Consider the following 18,211-nt stretch of genomic DNA (forward strand, 5'->3'; position numbering starts at 1 on the left):
CGGTAAACATTCTCGGGAACGCACATCTGCTTCTCACTGAAACTTTGGAAACGGCTCAAACATGGGCGAAAAGCTGCTCTAGCGCCGCTGCCCATACACCCCCGCCCTCGCTGGCCTATTTACCAACCGGTGCAGTGCAGCACAATCTAATCCCGCTCTGACGCAGGGCAATTCTGTCCCAAATACGTCCACGATCAGGGCTAATCGTCCGACCGCGGATAAACGCGTGGAACGTCAAACCAACATACAAGGTTTCCGAGTAGCGGCTTGCGGTCAAACATGCTCCATATGCCCTTCCACCCTCCCAATCCGGTTCCGGCCGTGACGGCACACCGCCGAACCGATAAAGCCCGCCCCTCCGGTGACAATGACCCGCATCCCCCCTTTACGTTACGAACGTGAACGCTGATGGCATGTCCGCCAACCTCGGCTGCATGCGATCCTTGTTTGAGAGAACCGCTTCCGACGATGCGAGGCGCCAATCGATACCGAGCGCCGGATCGGCCCATGCGATGCCGCGGTCGCAATCAGGCGCATAATAGTCCGTCACCTAGTAAATGACCTCGCAATCGCCTTGCAAGGTTGCATAACCATGCGCGAAACCGGGCGGAATCCACAGTTGCTGCCAGTTCTCGGCGGAAAGCTCGACGGCAACGCGCCTTCCGAAGGTGGGCGACCGGGCGCGGATATCGACGGCCACGTCAAGGATGGCGCCAATCGTGCATCAGACCAGCTTGCGCTGGGCACGGGGCGGGTCTGGAAATGCAGTCCGCGCACGCCCCCCCTTTGCGTCGAGCGCACATGATTGTCCTGCACAAAGACAGCGTTGCCGCCCGCGGCGATAAACAGATCGGCACGAAATATCTCAGAGAAAAAACCGCAAGAATCATCCGGCTTCTTGGCCGCAATCAACAGGACGCCGGGCAAATTCAGGGGTTCAATCTGCATACGCTATCTTTCCTTCGTCAATTGCCCCAACTGCCCGATTTGATGAACTTGCACAACCGGGTGAGACCGCGAATTGGGTCGACATCTGACCGGTAACCTATTGACTTCACAGGTCAGATAAGGTGTTGCTAGGCTTCACAACCGTGGTTAAATGGCCGGATACAAAGATTACTTGGACGTGCCGATCCCCACTATGCTCGCGGTGTGACGGGCGTAGTGTGGTTCGTGCGGCATTTTGCCGGGTTCCGCAGCACCGGGCAGCTCGATGGAGTAGGATCGACAAGGTGTTGGACGCCTATTCCGGACAGAACACACGGGCCCGACTGCACGATTCAAATGACCGACCAATCAACGCCCGGCACCTCCGATCTAGCGGTTATTTATCTCGCACGATATGCCGAGGGTACGAAGCCGATTCAGACTTTTATCAAATCGTATGAACGGCACCAAGCGGGCGCACCACACGATTTCATTTTGCTTCGCAAAGGCAATCCTGACGAAAAGATCGATCTCTTCCTTGCGCGCTACCTCCCCGCGGCCATCTCTTTGCCGGACGACGGAGTCGACATAACCTCATATGCCGCGGCTGCCGCGCTTCTACCGCACAGGCTCATCGTATGTCTCAATACGTTCTCCGAGATCGCATCCGACGACTGGCTCGCTAAACTACGAGCTGTTTTTGACAGACCTGGAGTGGGGATCGCGGGTGCTACTGGCTCTTACGAAAGCCCTCGCGCAAGCATGCGCCGCTTGAAGAAGCGACTGTTCCTTGCACAGCCAAGATTTTTTCCGTCGCCAACTCGACTTCGGGGAGCCTTCCAGTTCGTGCGCAGGATACTTCCTAAGAAATTTTCTAGATATTTGGTGAACAAGTTGATCGCGAGACTTCTTACGTCTGCTGAGAAATCCAAAAGCGTCAGCAACTCGGAAGCCGAGTTTGAAGCCTTTTGGGTACGGGAGACGAAGGCCGAAGGAACATACAGTTACTTCCAAGCAATGCCAGATTTTCCCAACGCGCATCTGCGCACCAATGCTTTCATAATCGATCGACACATATTTTTGAATTCGGGAGCATCAGCTGTATTAACCAGAACGGAGGCCTATCTCTACGAATTCGGGCCGGATAGCCTTACGCGCCAGATGCTACGCAAAGGGAAGCAAGCCATCGTCGTCGGGCGCGACGGAAAGGGCTACGATGTCGGCGACTGGCCGCGGAGCCGTACATTCCGCCTTGAGGATCAGGCCAACCTGCTCATTCATGACAATCAGACACGCGCGTTCGATAGGATGACCAAACAGGAACGCAATGCATTTGCCTCGATTACTTGGGGCGAAGACCATTCGGCTTCGCTTTCAGATCACAACTTGCCGAACAATGCACCAAGATAGAGGCCGAGGGTCTCAACTCTACGCTGACGATACACGCGCGATCGCCACACCAACCAGAGCCGCCGCGGCCACACCGCCCGCCGCGCGCTGGTGTAAAAGTCCAGCGTGGCGATACTTTCACGGGTTAGCATAGATCGCATACGGTCCAGCAATTTCAAATTGATCTCGTTCCACATTACAACACGACCACCAGCAAAAGCATGTAGCCGGATCAGACGTGCGCGTAAGCCGACATTGGCACCGATCAGATTCTCTCCATGCTGACGATACTGCAGGCTCGGTCGCGGATCATAATGCGCGACACCGCCCGCACCGGTGGTGACCTGGTAGGTCCACCAATCATGAGCCACAATCGATGCATCAACCGGTGTGGCGCGAAGCGAATGCCGTGCGGCCGCATTGAAAACCATCGTGTTGCCGCCGCCGATATTCTGTACCAGTGCATTCTGGAACCCTGGCAACCGGGAGAAGAGTGGTGAATATCCTCTTGAAGTACCGTCGGCCTCGATCAGTTCGGTCCTAGTGAAATATAAGGCGGGCTGACCAAGATCGCGCGTTTCGAACCAGGCCACGGCCCTCGCAAGCTTATCCGAAAACCAAATGTCATCCTGATCACTATAGGCAAACAGATCGCCAACGATCTCACCGTTTCGAACCAGCGACATGAAATTCTGCCAAAAGCCCTGCCTCGGCCCTTGTCGGATTGTAACAGGTTGAGGGATGCTTTCAGCAAAGGCCTTGAGAACATCAATCGTGCTGTCCGTTGAGCCGTCGTCAGAGACCTGCAATTCCCAGTTGGAATAGCTTTGGGCGCGAAAGGAATCCAGTTGCTGCTGCAAATACTCAGCACCATTTCTGCTCGCGAGCAGGATGACAATTTTAGGTTGCGCAACGGACACGATTGAAAAGCCTTGGATATCGCCCTGATCTATTTTTAAGGTTGTGAGGACGAGCGGCATCCCGGACGGCCCCGCTCATAATCCTTTTGCGCGTCATCGTCATATTGTGGCTCGACAGGGCCTTGTTCCGACAATACAAGATCCCGCTTGAAAGTAGCTGATCCTGGAAACCCAAAGATAACCGACGCGGGCCCCTCGCACTGACAGACGTATAGCGGAGTAGGACGTGCGCCTTTTTCGGTTGAGCTATCTCACTAGTATGAGTTCCCAGCCGACTAACGAACAACGGCATATAGCCGATAAGGATCGGCGCACTCAAGAACGTTTTTGGCTTGGGATTCTCATCGGCCTTCACATCGTACTTTGCTGCGTCTCGCTGGTCTATCTCGCGAACGATCGCATCCCCCACCTCTTAGACCCAACCGTGTTTCATATCAGATATGACCCGTCACGACTATACGTCGCCATTCTCGTTGTCGCGGTTTTTACCCTTTTTGCGCCCCTGTTTGCTTTCGCCAGATTCAGCATCGGTTACTTTATCGGATTTTATTTCTACACGATGGTTCTCGGTTATCTCTGGATCGCGTGCTTTTCTGACTTGAACTATAACCACCCGCTGGCGCAGTTGTCTGCCGTTGCGTCAGCCGCCGCATTTCTTTTGCCCGCCTTGTTTGTCGTTTCACCGATCCGGCAGACTTATGCGTTGTCGGAGAGGGCATTTGATCGGCTGCTGGCATCGTTTTTTTTATTGGGCGTTGTGACGGTTGCAATAAGCTCCACCTATAGCTTTCAATTTGTTGGCATCGAGCACATCTATGAATATCGTAGTAAAATGGAATCTCCGGCGTTATTGCGATATCTAGTCGGTATAACGTCCAGCACGTTGTTGCCGTTTGCCTTCGCAGGCTTCGTTGCGCGCAGGGCCTATTGGCGTTCGGCTGCAATCATCGTTCTCCTGGTCTTCTTTTATCCAATTACCTACAGCAAGCTCGCGCTCTTTGCTCCCTGCTGGATTGTCGCGCTGCTGATACTCTTGAAATGGGTCAAAGCGAGAGCAGCGGTTATCCTGTCACTGCTTGTTCCCCTTTTAACAGGAATCCTATTGATCAGCCTGTTCGGGCAACATGTCGCGTCGTATTTTTCCCTCGTGAATTTTCGGATGATAGCAATCCCATCGGTCGCGATGGACGTCTACCATGATTTTTTCGCCACGCATGACCTCACATATTTTTGCCAAATGTCGCCGTTGAAGCGAGTGATGGGTTGTCCCTATCAAGATCAGCTATCCATAGTAATGCAAGACGCTTACAAGCTCGGTTATTTTAACGCATCGCCATTCGCAACGGAAGGTATTGCGTCCGTTGGTATGTTGTACGCACCGTTTGCCGTCTTCATATGCGGGCTGGTCATAGCCCTCGGCAATCGTTTGTCTGCCGACCTGCCGCCAAATTTCATCCTGTTATCCGGGGCAATCATCCCTCAGATTCTTCTCAATGTCCCGCTTGCGACCACATTACTCACGCATGGCCTCGGGTTCCTGTTTTTATTGTGGTACCTTACCCCACGCACAATTTTCGAACTTCAACCACGCGAAACTGCTCTCGTTGGTTAGCGATCGGGATTTGTCATAAGCCTTGCGGCCGGCCATTGCGGCGGCGTGTTTGAGTCTCGTCAGATGAGTGATGAACCCCGTGTATTGGGTGACGGATGGCCTTGTTGCTTCGTTGGACACCATCTTGTGCCCCACCTCGCTTGCGCGAGTCTGCGGATCCGGCGATCGACCAGGTGCTAGCCGGATGGTACGGAGGATTTGCGGTTGAAGTGATGCCAATGGGCAAACCAGTCGTTTGCTATGTAAGAGATAGCGACATGAAGTTTGTGCCGGAAGCAATGAGACGTGATTTACCCCTCAACCAACTCAATCCGGAAAATCTTGTTGAGGACATGGCTGCAATTCTTGATCGACGATCTGAATGGTCCCACTGCGGTCTTGCATCGCGTCGCTTCGTAGAGCGATGGCACGACCCCAAACTAATCGCCCAAGCCATGCTGAAAGCCTACGAAAGCGCCGACGGAAGTTTTGAGCTAACCCCGAATGCAGAGTAACGCTAAATCGCCCTCAGGAGCGGTTAGCTGCCTCCGGCATGAGACCAATGCAATCGGGTTGGGCCAGCAGATCAGTTGCAGTTTTCGTTTTCCGTGCGCTCACTGCTCTGCTATGTGCACGACGGAGGAACTTCGAAGGAAAGCCCTGAGCGATGCGCGTCCTCGTCTTGAACGCGGACTATCCGCGTTTCATGTCCTGGCTTTATCGGCGCGAGCCGGACTTGGAAAATGCGTCATATGCCTCGCAGATGGCGGCGCGGAACGCCAGCCTGTTCGGCGTTGCCGATTTCTACTCGCGCAATTTTGCAGGCCTCGGACACGTCGCCGCCGACATCCATGTCAACAACCCATGGATGCGCGCGGCCTGGGCGCGTGAACATAGCCTCGCCGTCGCAGCCCCGCCGCCACCCAATGCGCCTTCCGCGCGCGACGCCATTCCCGGTTGGCTGCAGCGCGCCGTAGCACCGTTCAAGCCGGTGCTGAGGCCGCTCGCCCGCAAGATCGGTCTGAGCCCGCGCCTCGACGCGCAGTCCGAACAGATCCTGCTGGCGCAGATCGAGGACTTCAAGCCGGACCTGATCCTCAACCAGGATCTGTTCCATGTCGACACGCGCCTGGTGCGCCGGATCAAGCAGATCTGCCGCCCCACCATGGTCGGCCAGGTCGGGATCGTGCCCTCGCGCGGTGAAGACTGGTCGGCTTACGATCTGCTGATCTCGCAAATCGCCGCGGTGGTGGATTTCTTTCGCCAACAGGGCGCCCGCTCGGAGGTCATCCATCTCGGATTCGAGCCTGCGATCCTCGACGTTCTTCCGCCTGCACCAGCGCGCAGCATCGACGTCTCGTTCGTGGGCGCCGTATCGGCCGATCACCAGCAGCGCGTGGCGCAGCTGGAAGCTGTCGCGCAGCGCTACGATCTCAAACTGTTCGGCAGCGGACTGCATACGCTGCCCGCCTCGTCACCGCTTCATCGCTGCTACCAGGGCGAGGTGTGGGGCGTGGACATGTATCAGGCGCTGCGAGCCTCGCGCGTGACGCTCAACTCGCATATCGACATGGCCGGACCCGAAGCCGGCAATGCGCGCCTGTTCGAAGCAACCGGTATCGGCGCCTTCCTGCTCACGGACTTCAAGGACAATCTTCACACGCTGTTCGAGCCCGGCCGCGAGGTCGCTGTCTGGCGTTCGGCCGACGACTGCATCGCGCTGATCGATCGCTATCTCAACGATGAGCCTGCGCGCATGGCGATCGCCGCAGCCGGACAGGCACGCACGCTTTCGACCCATACGTTCCGCCAACGCGTGAGCACGATCTTGCAGCTCGCCGGCCACAAATAGGGGCCGCCGACGCGCCCTTGACGGTCCCGGCCAAAATGGCCAAAGTGTTCCTGCGTGACGCTATGTTACTACAATTACAGCGTTTTTTGTCGAGGCTCAGATGGAACACGTCGAACATGTTCGATTCGGCGACCAGCTCTATGCGATCATCGTGCGCGCCTCGTTCCGCGAGCCGGGTATCCACTTCTTTTCGTCGCCTGAACTGTCCCAGCAGCTCGCCTATATGAGCCATCCGGAGGGCAAGAGCATCGAGCCGCATCGCCACAACAAGGTGACGCGAGAGGTGCACTATACCCAGGAAGTGCTCCTGATTCAGAAGGGCAAGCTCCAGGTCGATTTCTACACGGTCGCGGAAGAATACCTCGAGAGCCGCGTGCTCGGCGCCGGCGACATCATCCTGCTGTGCAGCGGCGCCCACGGCTTCCACGTGCTCGAGCCGGTCGAGATGTTCGAGATCAAGCAGGGCCCCTATTCCGGCGAGAACGACAAGACAAGGTTTGCCGAAGTCGCCCCGTCGGAAATTCGGATCAAGGGTCCAAATCTGTGACGACGCCGGTGACCGCGCCGTTCATTCCCGTCAACACGCCGCTGCTCGACGGCAACGAGGCCGACTATCTCGCAGAATGCATCCGCACCGGCTGGATCTCGTCGGAAGGACCGTTCATCAAGCGCTTCGAGCAGGCGATGGCGGAAGCCGCCGGACGGCGCTACGGCATCGCGGTGACCAACGGCTCGGTCGCGCTCGACATCGCCGTCCATGCGCTCGGCCTCGAGGAAGGCTCCGAGGTCATCATCCCGACCTTCACGATCATCAGCTGCGCCTCAGCGATCGTGCGCGCCGGCCTGGTCCCCGTCGGGGTCGACTGCGATGCCGCGACTTGGAACATGACGGTCGAGGGCGTGGAGGCCGCGATCACGCCGCGCACGCGCGCGATCATGCTGGTGCACATCTACGGCCTGCCGGTCGATCTCGAACCGATCATGGCGCTTGCGCGCAAGCATGATCTGAAGGTGATCGAGGACGCCGCCGAGATGCACGGTCAGACCTATCGTGGCGCGCCCTGCGGCAGCTTCGGTGACGTCTCGACCTTCAGCTTCTATCCCAACAAGCATGTCACCACCGGCGAAGGCGGCATGATCCTCACCGACGACGACGCACTCGCCGACCGGCTGCAAGGCTATCGCAATCTCTGCTTCCAGCCGCAGCAGCGATTCGTCCACGAGGAGTTCGGCTGGAACGCGCGGATGACCAACCTCCAGGCCGCGCTCGGCGTCGCCCAGGTCGAGCGCCTGCCGCGCACGGTCGAGCTCAAGCGCCGGATCGGCCGGCTCTATGACGAGCATCTCGCCGGTGTCGACCGCATTCGTCGCCCGGTCGCCCGCACCAACTATGCCGACAATATCTACTGGGTCTACGGCGTCGTGCTGGACGACAGCGTGCCGTTCGATGCCAAGGAAGCGATGCGCCGTCTCGGCGAAAAGGGCATCGGCACGCGGCCGTTCTTCTGGTGCATGCACGAGCAGCCGGTGCTGCGCCGGATGGGCCTGATGCGCGATGAATCCCATCCCAACGCGGAATACATCGCCCGTCGCGGTCTTTACCTGCCGAGCGGACTTGCCTTGACCGAAGACGAGATCGCACGCTCCGCGCAGGCGCTCAGGGAGATTCTGGCGTGACGGTGTTCGCCGACTACGCGCCCTGGTATGACCTGCTTTATCAGGACAAGGATTACGCGGCCGAGACATCGTTCGTCGAAGCACGCTTGCGCGACCACGGCGTTTCCTCCGGAAAGCTGCTCGATCTCGGCTGCGGCACCGGACTGCACGCGCTGGCGTTTGCGCGCCAGGGCTGGATTGTCGCCGGCATCGACCTCAGCCATGAGATGATCGCGAGCGCAAAGGCGCGCGCCGCGCAAGCCGGGCTCTCGATTCCGTTCCGGCAGGGCAACGCCTGCGAGACCGGCCCGGAACGCGACTACGATGTGGTGGTGTCACTGTTCCATGTGGCCAGCTATCAGACCAGCCGCGAAGCACTGGCGGCGATGTTTCGCACGGCGCATGCCGCGCTGAAGCCGGGCGGTATCTTCTTCTTCGACTATTGGTATGGCGGCGCCGTGCTGGCGCAAGGTGTCGAGACGCGCGTCAAGGTGATCGAGCAGAAGCCGCTGCGCCTGACCCGGATTGCGCAATCCGATCACGACGAACAGGCGGCGACCGTCACGGTGAACTACACGCTGTTCTGCGAGGACACCGATCGCGCCACGATCCGTCGCGTCGATGAAGCGCACCACATGCGCTACTGGTTTCCGTTCGAGATCGACGCGGCGCTCGCGGCGAGCGGCTTTGAGCCGGCCGACCACGCCGCATGGCTGACGCAGGGCGCCCCGCACTCGAAGATCTGGGCCGCCTACGCCGTCGCTAGAAGGGCCGGCAAGCCGTGAGACCGCTGCGCTTTGCCGTGATGCTGGAGCAGGCCCTCGACGTCGGCGGCGGCTTTCAGCAACCGCTCAACGATCTGCTCTGGCTGCGCGACTGGGCGGCACAGTCCGGCAACGAAATCGTGGTGTACTCGCCCTATCCGAAGACGATCGAGATCCTGAAGGAGTTCGGTGTCGAGGGGCGCTTGCGCAAATTCGGCGTGTCCGACTATCTCTTCCTGTTTCTCAAATATTGCGGCCCGTTCGATCTCGTCCAGATCGCGCTGGAGCTCAAATCGCCGTTCGAGCGCGCCTTGATCCGCGACGGGATCGACGTCGTGCATTTCACCTCGACCTCGAAGCGGCACCTGCTGCTCCACGAACTGCCGTTCATCATCACGATCTTCGACGGCTGCCATCGCGACGCGCCGGAGTTTCCGGAAGTGCGCACCTTCGGCGAATTCGAGCGCCGCGAGATCCTGTTTCGCTTGGCCAGCACCAAGGCGGTCGCGGTGATCGTCAATGCGTCCGAGCTGATCGATGATCTCTGCCGCCGCTATGCCATGGAACGGGAGCGCGCGATCTGCATCCCGTTCTCGCCATCGACCTATGTCAGCAAGTCCGCGCCCGATGCCGCCGCCGATGCTGCCGTGCTGGCGAAATACCGGCTCGAGCCGGGCTATCTGTTCTATCCGGCGCAGTTCTGGCCCCACAAGAACCACGTCACGCTGCTTGCCGCGCTCGCTTTGTTGCGCGAACGCGGCATCACCGAGCGACTGGTGCTGTGCGGCTCCAACCGCAGCGGTCGCGACAAGATCGACCTTTCGATCGGCACCTACGGATTGTCCGACCAGATCTCCATCATCGGCTTCGTCGAATCCGCCGAACTCGGCGCGCTCTACCGCGGCGCATCGGCGCTGGTGATGCCGACCTATTTCGGCCCGACCAATCTGCCGCCGCTCGAGGCCTGGGCGGTCGGCACACCTGTGATCTATCCGGAAGCCTTCAAGGCGCAGGCCGGCGACGCTGCGATCCTGTTCGACTATGACGACCCGCGCTCACTCGCAGACGCCATCGTCAGTCTCCGCGCCGAGGGCACGCGCGCGCGCCTGAGTGCGGCCGGACATCTTCGGCTCGCGCAGTTTGCCGAGGAGACCAAGGCCGGCCACCGGGAATTCGCCCGCCATCTGGAACGGCTGAAGCACCGGCTGGCGCTGACCGCACGCTGAGATCATCGGCTACGCCGGCACCAGCGCCCGCAGCCGCTCGCGCAGCGCGGTATTCAATAGCGGGCTTGCAAGCCCGCCGACCACCACCATCCAGATCACGCACTCCAGGACGAAATGCACGAGCCCGCTCCCCGGCAGGAGTGCTGTGATTGCGAGCCCGATCAGCCAGCCGGGTGCCACGATCCCCGCGGCCGTGAGCATCAGGAACGCCACGTGCCTGAGCGGGTGGCGCAGGGTCTGCCATATGATCACCAGCGTGAGCAGCCCGAACTGAACGAGAACGTCGCTCGCGACCACCGCAAGCGCTGCGCCGAGCGGTCCGAGCCTCGGTATCAGGACGAAGGCCAGCAGCAGGAATACGACGAACTGCAGCCCCTTGGTCCGGATCAGCAGCACGCCGCGATCGCTATGATTGGCAAAGACCAGCGCCATCAGCGAGGGCGCGCCCGCGGCCGAGCCGAGCAGCAGCGTCACCGCAAGCAGCCCGTCATAGGGGATGCTGCCATGGGTCCACAGTGCGAAGAAATCGGGCCAGAACGGCAGAAAGCCCGCGACGGTCAGGCACGCAAGCCCGGTGACGAACACCGATCCATGAGCGTAAAGACGGCGGAGCCGCTCTTTGTCACCGATTGCGTAATCGTGCCCGAGCTCGGCACCGAGCGGCAGGGCGGTCTGGAGACATAGCCCACGCACCAGGCTCGCGATCACGCGCGTCAGCCCCCATTGCACCACCGCGACGCGATCGGTGACGAGCGCGGAGACCAGCAGGACCGGAACGTTGACGAGCGCAAGCTCGGTGATGTTGGCGATCGCGAAGGGCAGCGCGCGGCCGAACTGGCCGATGCTCCAGCGCCAGGATGGCGAGATGAACGGCGACCTTGCGGCACGGCGCAGGAACGGAAAACGGCGCGGCGCGTCGAAGCCGACGATGAAGATCGTGAAAAGGAGCTGTGCCGACACGAAGGCGATCGCCACCGCAAGCAGGCTTCCGAACATGGCGAGCGCGACCAGCTGCGCGATCTGGCCAAGCAGCAGTGCGGCGTTTTGCAGCCACACGGCCCGGCCATAAAGGCCGCGGACGCGATAGAGGCCGGAGCAGAGGTTGGCCGGCAAGCTCAGGAGCGTTCCCAGCGTCATCACCAGCATCGCCGCGTCCAATGTCGGCATCGCGTGAAAACCGAGCACGGCCGACGGCGGCGCGAGATACTCGGCCACGCAGAGCAGGACGCCGAGCCCGACGACGATGGCAAAATAGATCCGCAGCATCCCGTGATAGACGCTCGCCGTACGCCCGTCGCAATCGGCGCAGGACTTGAAGGCGAGAAACCGATTGATGGCGCGAAACTGCAATCCGGCATCCGCCACGATGATGAGGCTTCCGGCGGCATAGATCGCAAGCCACGCCGCCAGCACATCGCCGCTCCAGACGTGCAGGAATGCGGGGATCAGCAGCAACTGCTGGGTCAGGCCCAACACCATCTGGACCAGATTCGCCGACCAGCCGCGAACGAGCCGGCGGGCCCGCCCGGCACCGCCGGGTCCGCCCGCACCCTCGGCCTTGCCGGGCGCGTCAGTCTGCGTGTCGGTCAAACCGCATCCTTCCCGGCAGCTCAGAGCCCGTCCGGCTGGCCGTTCTTGGGCGTGGACTGCGGCACGAAGGGCGCGAACGACGGGCCGCCCGCGGTCGGCATCGTCAGCTGGCCGCTGCCATCCGCGGAAGCGGCTGCCATCCCGGGCGCGCTTGCAGGAGCGGACGCGGCTTCTGGCCGCTGGAGCGCCAGCACCTCGCTGCGATCGCCCTGCTTGAGCGTCACCTCGCGCGGCTGGACCGAGGCCAGCGACCAGCCGTCCAGCGATTCGCCCTGCCGCAGCCGAATGATCTTCTGGTCAGTGCGGTTGACGAGGATCGCGATCGCGTCACCCTCGCCCACCACGGCCCCGACCAGCATCAGCGGTGGCGGCGCGTCGACCGGCTTCGGCGGCAGCGGCGTTCGGGCCTCTTCGGCCGGAGCAGCTGCAACCGCGCGCGGCGGCGGCCGCCGCGTCGCCGAGAAAATCGGGCGCTCCTGGGTCCCGGTCAGCGCCGACAGCGGCACCGACCAGAGCGGATTACCGCGAGGCGCAGGCTTGCTCGTTGCCGGCGCGGGTCGGGCAATCGGTCTGACCGCACCGACATCGACGCTCTCGGCAGGACCGCTGGCGGCATCGTCAGACAGGATGTCCATGCGCGACGAGGTCGCCGCTACGCTTTCGGTGATGCCGAGGACCGCGCAAAATACAGTCAATCCGACCGATCTCAGCCACCCGGACATCGAACTCCCCTGCGATCGGCCAGCGCGCGGCAAGCCAGAGGCAGCAAACTAGTTCTGATAGGCCTCACGATCAACCCGCGTCCGACTTGTTCTACCGGATTGGAGAAACTGGGCTTTCAGCGTTGTTGCAGCGCATGAAAATGTTGCCCAACGGCCACGATCCTCGAAATTGCAAACGAAACGGCATGGAACTCAACGCAAATGAACTTCCATTCATTGCAGGACGCCGCGACGCTATGGATTATGGCATCGGCAAGCGGCTTCACCACACGCATAAGTTGCTGATTTTCTTTGTCGATTTGAGAAGACCCAATGGCTGGACCGGCAATGTCGCGTGGAAGGATGGCTGGCCGGCTGCGCTCTGTCGTCCGTCACTCGCTGGCGACCTTGCTCGCGACAACGGCGCTTGGCGTCGTCGCCGCGCACGCCGCCGTGGACGCCAACTGGACCGGCACCTTCAGCAACGACTGGACGGATGCCGCCAACTGGTCGTCCAATCCGAGCGTGCCGGACGGGACCGCGACGTTCGCCAACACCGCTACCACCACGATCAACAACTTCAACGGCATCGTCACGATCGGCACGCTGCAGTTCACAAGCATCGCGCCGGCATACTCGTTCACGCTGTTCAACCCGTTCATCATCAACGCGGCGGGCATCATCAACAATTCGGGCAACACGCAGACGTTCGAGGTCACCTCCGGCAACAATCTGGTGTTTCAGAACAGCAGCACCGCGAGCGGCGGCACCGGGGCCGTGACCATCACCAACGATTCCGGCGGCACCGTCAACTTCATCCAGAACAGCACGGCCGGCACGGTAAGCCTCATCAACAACAGCTTTGTCACGTTCGAGGATTCCAGCTCGGCCGGCAGCGCCAACATCACCAACAACCTCAACGGCCAGATCGATTTCTTCACCAATGCCTCGGCCGGCACCGCGACGATCGGCAATACCGCGGGAGCGACGCTGAACTTCCACAGCAACACCACCGCCGCCGGCGCGACCATCACCAACGACGGCACGGTGACCTTCGATGGCTCCGCCACCGCCGGCAATGCCACGATCACCACCAACAACGCCGCAACCACGAATTTCGTGGACAATGCGACCGGTGGCAACGCCCGCTTCATCACCAATGCCGGCGGCACCGTCGATATCTCCGGCCTGACCAGCGGCGGGATGACGTCCGGGTCGATCGAAGGCGCGGGCAATTACGTGCTCGGCGCCAACACGCTCACCACCGGCAGCCTCAACACCTCGACCCAGGTCGACGGCATGATCTCCGGCACCGACGGCGGACTGACCAAGGTCGGTACAGGCACGCTGACGCTGACAGGCGGCAACAGCTATACGGGGGCGACGACGATCTCGGCCGGCACCCTGGCGCTGTCGGGATTCGGCGACATTTCCAGCTCGAGCTCTGTCACGGTGAACGGGACGTTCGACATCTCGGCGATTACCCCGTCAGCCGCCGCGATCACGACGCTCGCCGGCAGCTCGAGCGGTGTCGTCAACATGGGCAGCAAGGGGCTGTTCATCACCAACGGCTCGACCGAGTTCGCCGGTGTGATCCAGGGCACTGGTGGATTTGAGGTCGGCGGCGGAACGCAGACCCTCTCCGGTGTGAACACCTACTCCAATACGACCCAGATCGATGCGGGCGCGACGTTGGCGCTGAAGGGCAGCGGATCGATCGCGAACTCGGCGAGTGTCACGTTCACGCCCGGCGCGGGCGGTACGTTCGACATCTCGCAAACAACCTCCGGCGCCTCTGTGAACGCTCTGGTCTCGTTCACCGCTGACGGCATCGTCGCACTCGGATCCAAGACACTGACGATCACCAGTGGCAGCTTCTTCGGCGGCGTCGTTCAGGATGGCGGCATCGCGGGCGGCACAGGCGGCAACGTCGTGATCGCCAACGGCGCCACGCAGCAGCTGTTCGGCACCAACACCTATACCGGCACCACGACCATCGCGAGCGGCGGCGAGCTCGACCTCATCAATTTTGGCGGCAGCGATGGCAGCATCGCGACTTCGACCAACGTCATCGCCAACGGCATCTTCGACATCTCGGCCATGAGCGCCGGCACCTCGATCAAGTCGCTGTCGGGTTCGGGTAACGTCAATCTCGGCGCCAACACGCTGACCATCACCAACGGCAACGGCACCTTCGCCGGTGTCATCGACGATGGCGGCGCCGGCGGCGGCCTCACCATGGCCGGCGGCACGGAGACGCTGTCCGGCACCAACACCTATACCGGCGCGACCACTGTCAACGGCGGCAAGCTGGAGGTGGACGGCTCGATCGTGAGCGCGTCCACCGTCAATGCAGGCGGCACGCTTGCGGGCACCGGCAGCGTCGGTAGTGTCGCGGTCAACGGCGGCACGCTTGCGCCGGGCAGCGCGGCGAGCCCGACCGGGACGCTGACGATCAACGGATCGCTGAGCTTCACCGCGGCCTCGACCTATATGGTGCAGCTCTCCTCCGCCACGTCCAGCCTCGCCAACGTCACGGGCGCAGCCACGCTCGGCGGCGCGACGGTGAGCGCGATCTTCGGCTCCGGCGCCGTCAAGAAGCAGTACACGATCCTGACGGCAGCCAGCGGCCTCGGCGGCACGGCCTTCAATTCGGCCGTTGTCTCCAACATGCCGTCGCTCAACGCGACGCTGAGCTACGACAACAACAATGTGTTCCTCAATATCGGCGTCAACTTCACGCCGAGCGGCGGCGGCCTTACCGTCAACCAGCAGAACGTCGCCAATACGCTGACCAATTTCTTCAACTCGACCGGCAGCATTCCCGCCGCCTTCGCCGCGCTGACGCCTGCGGGGCTGACCACCGCCTCGGGCGAGCTCGGCACCGGCATCATCCAGTCCGCGATCAACGCCGACGGCCAGTTCCTCAACCTGATGCTCGATCCGACCGTCGTCGGACGCTCGAGCGGCTTCACGAAGGCCGGCAGCGTCGCGCAATTCGCCGAGAGCGACGACGCGTCCGCCTATACCGCGCCGATGCGCCCCGCCACGCCGCGCGAGCGCGAGGCCTACGCGATGGCGACCAAGGCGCCGCTGCTGTCGTCGCAGCCGATCAATCGCTGGAGCGTCTGGGCGGCCGGTTATGGCGGTTCGGCGCAGGTCGGCGGCAATGCCGCGGTCGGCTCGCAAGACCTCACCGCGCGGGTCTGGGGTGGTGCGGCCGGCGCCGACTACAGGATTTCGCTGGATACGCTCGTCGGCTTCTCGCTCGGCGGCGGCGGGCTGAACTACTCGCTTGCCAACGCCATGGGCGCGGGCTCCGCCGACCTGTTCCAGGTCGGCGTCTACGGCCGGCACAATTTCGGCCCGGCCTATATCGCCGCCGCGCTGGCCTATGGCTGGCACGACGCCACCACCAACCGCACCGTGGCGCTGGCCGGCACTGACCAGCTCCAGGGCCGGTTCAAGGCCGACACCTTCTCGGCCCGCTTCGAGGGCGGCTATCGCTTCACGACGCCGCTGATCGGCATCACGCCCTATGCGGCCGCGCAGGTGACGAATTTCAACCTGCCGAACTATTCCGAAGTCAGCCTCAATGGCGGCGGCCTGTTCGCGCTGAACTATGCAGCGCAGTCGCTGACCGACACCCGCTCCGAGCTCGGCCTGCGCACCGACAAATCCTACGCGATGCAGAACGGCGTGCTGACCCTGCGCGGCCGCGCCGCCTGGGCGCATGACTACAATCCGAGCCGCGCCGTCACCGCGCTGTTCCAGACCCTGCCGGGCGCGAGCTTCGCCGTAAACGGCGCCAGGGCCGACGCCGATTCCGCGCTTGTCAGCGCCAGCGCCGAGATGAAATGGCTGAACGGCTTCTCCCTCGCCGGCACCTTCGACGGCGAGTTTTCCGGCAACGTCAACAGCTATTCCGGCAAGGGCGTGTTCAAATACAGCTGGTGAGCAGGCCGCCCTACTTCCCCGCCTGCCACTGACCGGAAACACCCAAGATCACCCTGACGCGGCCGGTGCTGGCCTCGTTCATCGCGGTGGCCTGCGGCACCTGTACGTCGAGCTGGTCGACGAACAGGAACGGCATGCCGGCCTCCAGATCGTAGAGCACCTTCTGAAGCGCGGGCTGCTCCAGCTCACAGCTGACGACGAGGCCGACAAAGCCGTCCTTCACTTGCGCGCCCGAGACGTCGACTTGCGAGGACTGCACCGAGCCGCCGACATTGCCGACCGCGGCCGCAACCCGCTGCAGCAAATTGGCGCCTGCGACCGTCACGGTCGGGCCCTCCAGGAACGGCGTGCCCGGATGTTCGGCCGAGATCGCCGCGGCATTCTTGGCGGCGCCCTTGCGGCCGCGCAGTTGATCGAGCAGGTCGGAGGTCTGCGCCAGGGCCTGGCGGTGGGCGATGACGTCGGCGATCGACAGGCCCGCCATCAGCAACAGCCCGGCCGTCACCGCGAGGTAGAGCGTGACCGCGATCAGCGGCGAGCCGCTCAGCCACCGCGCAACCGCGTTTCCGCTTGCCATCCCGCCGCTGCTCATGATCTTGCTCATGGCGCATTCCTCGGTTCGATCTGCGCCTCGATGTGGAAGCGCTCGCCGGGATCGGTGGAGCTGCGCGTGGTCGGGGCGTAGAAGGTCGCGCGGGTGAAATGCTGGGACTGCTCGATCAGCGGGATCAGCGAGGGCGCATCGCGGGTGATGCCGGCGATCTGGACCTTGTTGCCGGCCAGATGCATCTCGGTGACATAGGTGTGGTCGGGCAGAAGACGGCTCAGCGATTCCAGCACGATCACGCTCGCCGGCGTGTCGTATTTGCGCCGCTCCAGCAGCGCCAGCGGCGAGCGCTCCCCGCCGTCAATGCCGCGGATCGCGGCGCGGCGCTGGGTGATCTGCTGCTCGAGCTCGCTCTCCTGCGCGCTCAAACTGTCGGCCAGATAGCCCGCGCCGATCGAACCGAGAACGGCGGCGATCGCGGCGATGGCCAGCACCGCCTGCAGCATCCGGCTCAACCGCACCGGGTCGATCGCGCCGCGCGACTTCTGCTCGAACACCTTGATGCGGCCGCCCTCGGCCGGCTCGGTCAGAACCGCGATCGCGGACGGATGAAATCCGGACACTGCCTCGACATAACCCATCGCCAGCCGGCGCGGTGCGGCCGCGATCATCGTGGTGATGCCCTCGCTGCCCTGCGCCACCGGCGCACTGCAACCGAACACGGCATCGCCCGCGCTCCACGGCGTCAACCGATCGATCTGCGCCCGCACGATGCCGTCGAGGAAATCGGCCGCACGCGCCGGCAGCTCCAGCGGACGGAACAGGAAGCGCGCCGGCCGCAGCACGATCTCGACGCGGCAGCCGCGGACGATGGGTGCGAGATTGGCGCCGGTGAACCTGCCGTCGTCGAACGCGATCTCCTTCGGCGCGTTCTCCGGCTTCGCAGCCTCCAGCGCGAACGCGCCGGTCTCGCCTTCGACCAGCCGTACCAGGCGCGGCGAGACCATTCGCTCCAGTCCGGCCACCGCAGCACCGGCCACCGTGCCGGTCCATACATCGAAGATCGCGCGAAGGGAATTGAGCGAACTCAT

General features: G+C 62.2%; 15 protein-coding genes and 1 pseudogene. 10 read left to right on the top strand and 6 right to left on the bottom strand.

What is annotated here, in order from left to right:
- Nucleotides 1-385: 385 nt before the first annotated feature.
- Nucleotides 386-912, bottom strand: a pseudogene (gene rfbC / locus V1280_RS14650) (dTDP-4-dehydrorhamnose 3,5-epimerase).
- Here rfbC and V1280_RS14655 point away from each other — a divergent pair.
- Nucleotides 802-1,044, top strand: coding sequence for a hypothetical protein (locus tag V1280_RS14655; protein ID WP_334538642.1), 243 nt, complete (start codon nucleotides 802-804; stop codon nucleotides 1,042-1,044). The pseudogene rfbC and the gene V1280_RS14655 overlap by 111 nt on opposite strands.
- A gap of 240 nt (nucleotides 1,045-1,284) precedes the next feature.
- Nucleotides 1,285-2,337, top strand: a complete 1,053-nt coding sequence (locus V1280_RS14660) for a hypothetical protein (protein WP_334524961.1) — start codon at nucleotides 1,285-1,287, stop codon at nucleotides 2,335-2,337.
- On the opposite strand, the gene V1280_RS14665 is transcribed toward V1280_RS14660, so the two are convergent.
- Complete coding sequence (locus V1280_RS14665; RefSeq protein ID WP_334524964.1) at nucleotides 2,307-3,296, bottom strand: glycosyltransferase family 2 protein; 990 nt, start codon at nucleotides 3,294-3,296, stop codon at nucleotides 2,307-2,309. The two genes, V1280_RS14660 and V1280_RS14665, sit on opposite strands and share 31 nt — an antisense overlap.
- 166 nt (nucleotides 3,297-3,462) lie before the next feature.
- Between V1280_RS14665 and V1280_RS14670 the strand changes: the two genes are divergently transcribed.
- From V1280_RS14670 to V1280_RS14700, 7 genes are all read left to right on the top strand, one after another.
- Nucleotides 3,463-4,848, top strand: coding sequence for a hypothetical protein (locus V1280_RS14670; RefSeq protein WP_334524967.1), 1,386 nt, complete (start codon nucleotides 3,463-3,465; stop codon nucleotides 4,846-4,848).
- Nucleotides 4,849-5,105: 257 nt separating this feature from the next.
- Entirely contained in the window at nucleotides 5,106-5,342 is a 237-nt protein-coding gene (locus V1280_RS14675) for a glycosyltransferase (protein ID WP_334524970.1), read from the top strand.
- A gap of 152 nt (nucleotides 5,343-5,494) precedes the next feature.
- Nucleotides 5,495-6,679, top strand: coding sequence for a CgeB family protein (locus V1280_RS14680; RefSeq protein ID WP_334524973.1), 1,185 nt, complete (start codon nucleotides 5,495-5,497; stop codon nucleotides 6,677-6,679).
- 100 nt (nucleotides 6,680-6,779) lie between these two features.
- Nucleotides 6,780-7,226, top strand: a complete 447-nt coding sequence (locus V1280_RS14685; RefSeq protein WP_334524976.1) for a hypothetical protein — start codon at nucleotides 6,780-6,782, stop codon at nucleotides 7,224-7,226.
- On the top strand, nucleotides 7,223-8,356 hold the full coding sequence (locus V1280_RS14690; RefSeq protein ID WP_334524979.1) for a DegT/DnrJ/EryC1/StrS family aminotransferase: 1,134 nt from the start codon (nucleotides 7,223-7,225) through the stop codon (nucleotides 8,354-8,356). The genes V1280_RS14685 and V1280_RS14690 overlap by 4 nt, the downstream gene beginning before the upstream one ends.
- A complete protein-coding gene (locus V1280_RS14695) occupies nucleotides 8,353-9,120 on the top strand; it encodes a class I SAM-dependent DNA methyltransferase (RefSeq protein ID WP_334524982.1) in 768 nt (255 codons plus the stop codon). The genes V1280_RS14690 and V1280_RS14695 overlap by 4 nt, the downstream gene beginning before the upstream one ends.
- On the top strand, nucleotides 9,117-10,325 hold the full coding sequence (locus V1280_RS14700; protein ID WP_334524984.1) for a glycosyltransferase: 1,209 nt from the start codon (nucleotides 9,117-9,119) through the stop codon (nucleotides 10,323-10,325). Before V1280_RS14695 ends, V1280_RS14700 begins: the two co-directional genes overlap by 4 nt.
- A 9-nt stretch (nucleotides 10,326-10,334) precedes the next feature.
- Here V1280_RS14700 and V1280_RS14705 read toward each other — a convergent pair whose 3' ends face one another.
- Together V1280_RS14705 and V1280_RS14710 are read right to left on the bottom strand one after the other, a co-directional pair.
- On the bottom strand, nucleotides 10,335-11,915 hold the full coding sequence (locus V1280_RS14705) for a hypothetical protein (RefSeq protein ID WP_334524987.1): 1,581 nt from the start codon (nucleotides 11,913-11,915) through the stop codon (nucleotides 10,335-10,337).
- Nucleotides 11,916-11,935: 20 nt separating this feature from the next.
- Nucleotides 11,936-12,637, bottom strand: a complete 702-nt coding sequence (locus tag V1280_RS14710; RefSeq protein WP_334524989.1) for a hypothetical protein — start codon at nucleotides 12,635-12,637, stop codon at nucleotides 11,936-11,938.
- Nucleotides 12,638-12,949: 312 nt separating this feature from the next.
- On the opposite strand from V1280_RS14710, the gene V1280_RS14715 reads away from it, so the two are divergent.
- Nucleotides 12,950-16,573, top strand: coding sequence for an autotransporter domain-containing protein (locus tag V1280_RS14715; RefSeq protein ID WP_334524991.1), 3,624 nt, complete (start codon nucleotides 12,950-12,952; stop codon nucleotides 16,571-16,573).
- 10 nt (nucleotides 16,574-16,583) lie between these two features.
- Here the strand turns inward: V1280_RS14715 and gspM are convergent, their stop codons facing one another.
- Nucleotides 16,584-17,177: a type II secretion system protein GspM gene (gene gspM, locus V1280_RS14720; protein WP_334524994.1), complete on the bottom strand. Its 594-nt coding sequence runs from the start codon at nucleotides 17,175-17,177 to the stop codon at nucleotides 16,584-16,586.
- A complete protein-coding gene (locus V1280_RS14725) occupies nucleotides 17,174-18,211 on the bottom strand; it encodes a PilN domain-containing protein (RefSeq protein ID WP_334525002.1) in 1,038 nt (345 codons plus the stop codon). The genes gspM and V1280_RS14725 overlap by 4 nt, the downstream gene beginning before the upstream one ends.

It is taken from the genome of Bradyrhizobium sp. AZCC 2230 (genome assembly GCF_036924495.1).
Classification (GTDB): domain Bacteria; phylum Pseudomonadota; class Alphaproteobacteria; order Rhizobiales; family Xanthobacteraceae; genus Bradyrhizobium; species Bradyrhizobium rifense.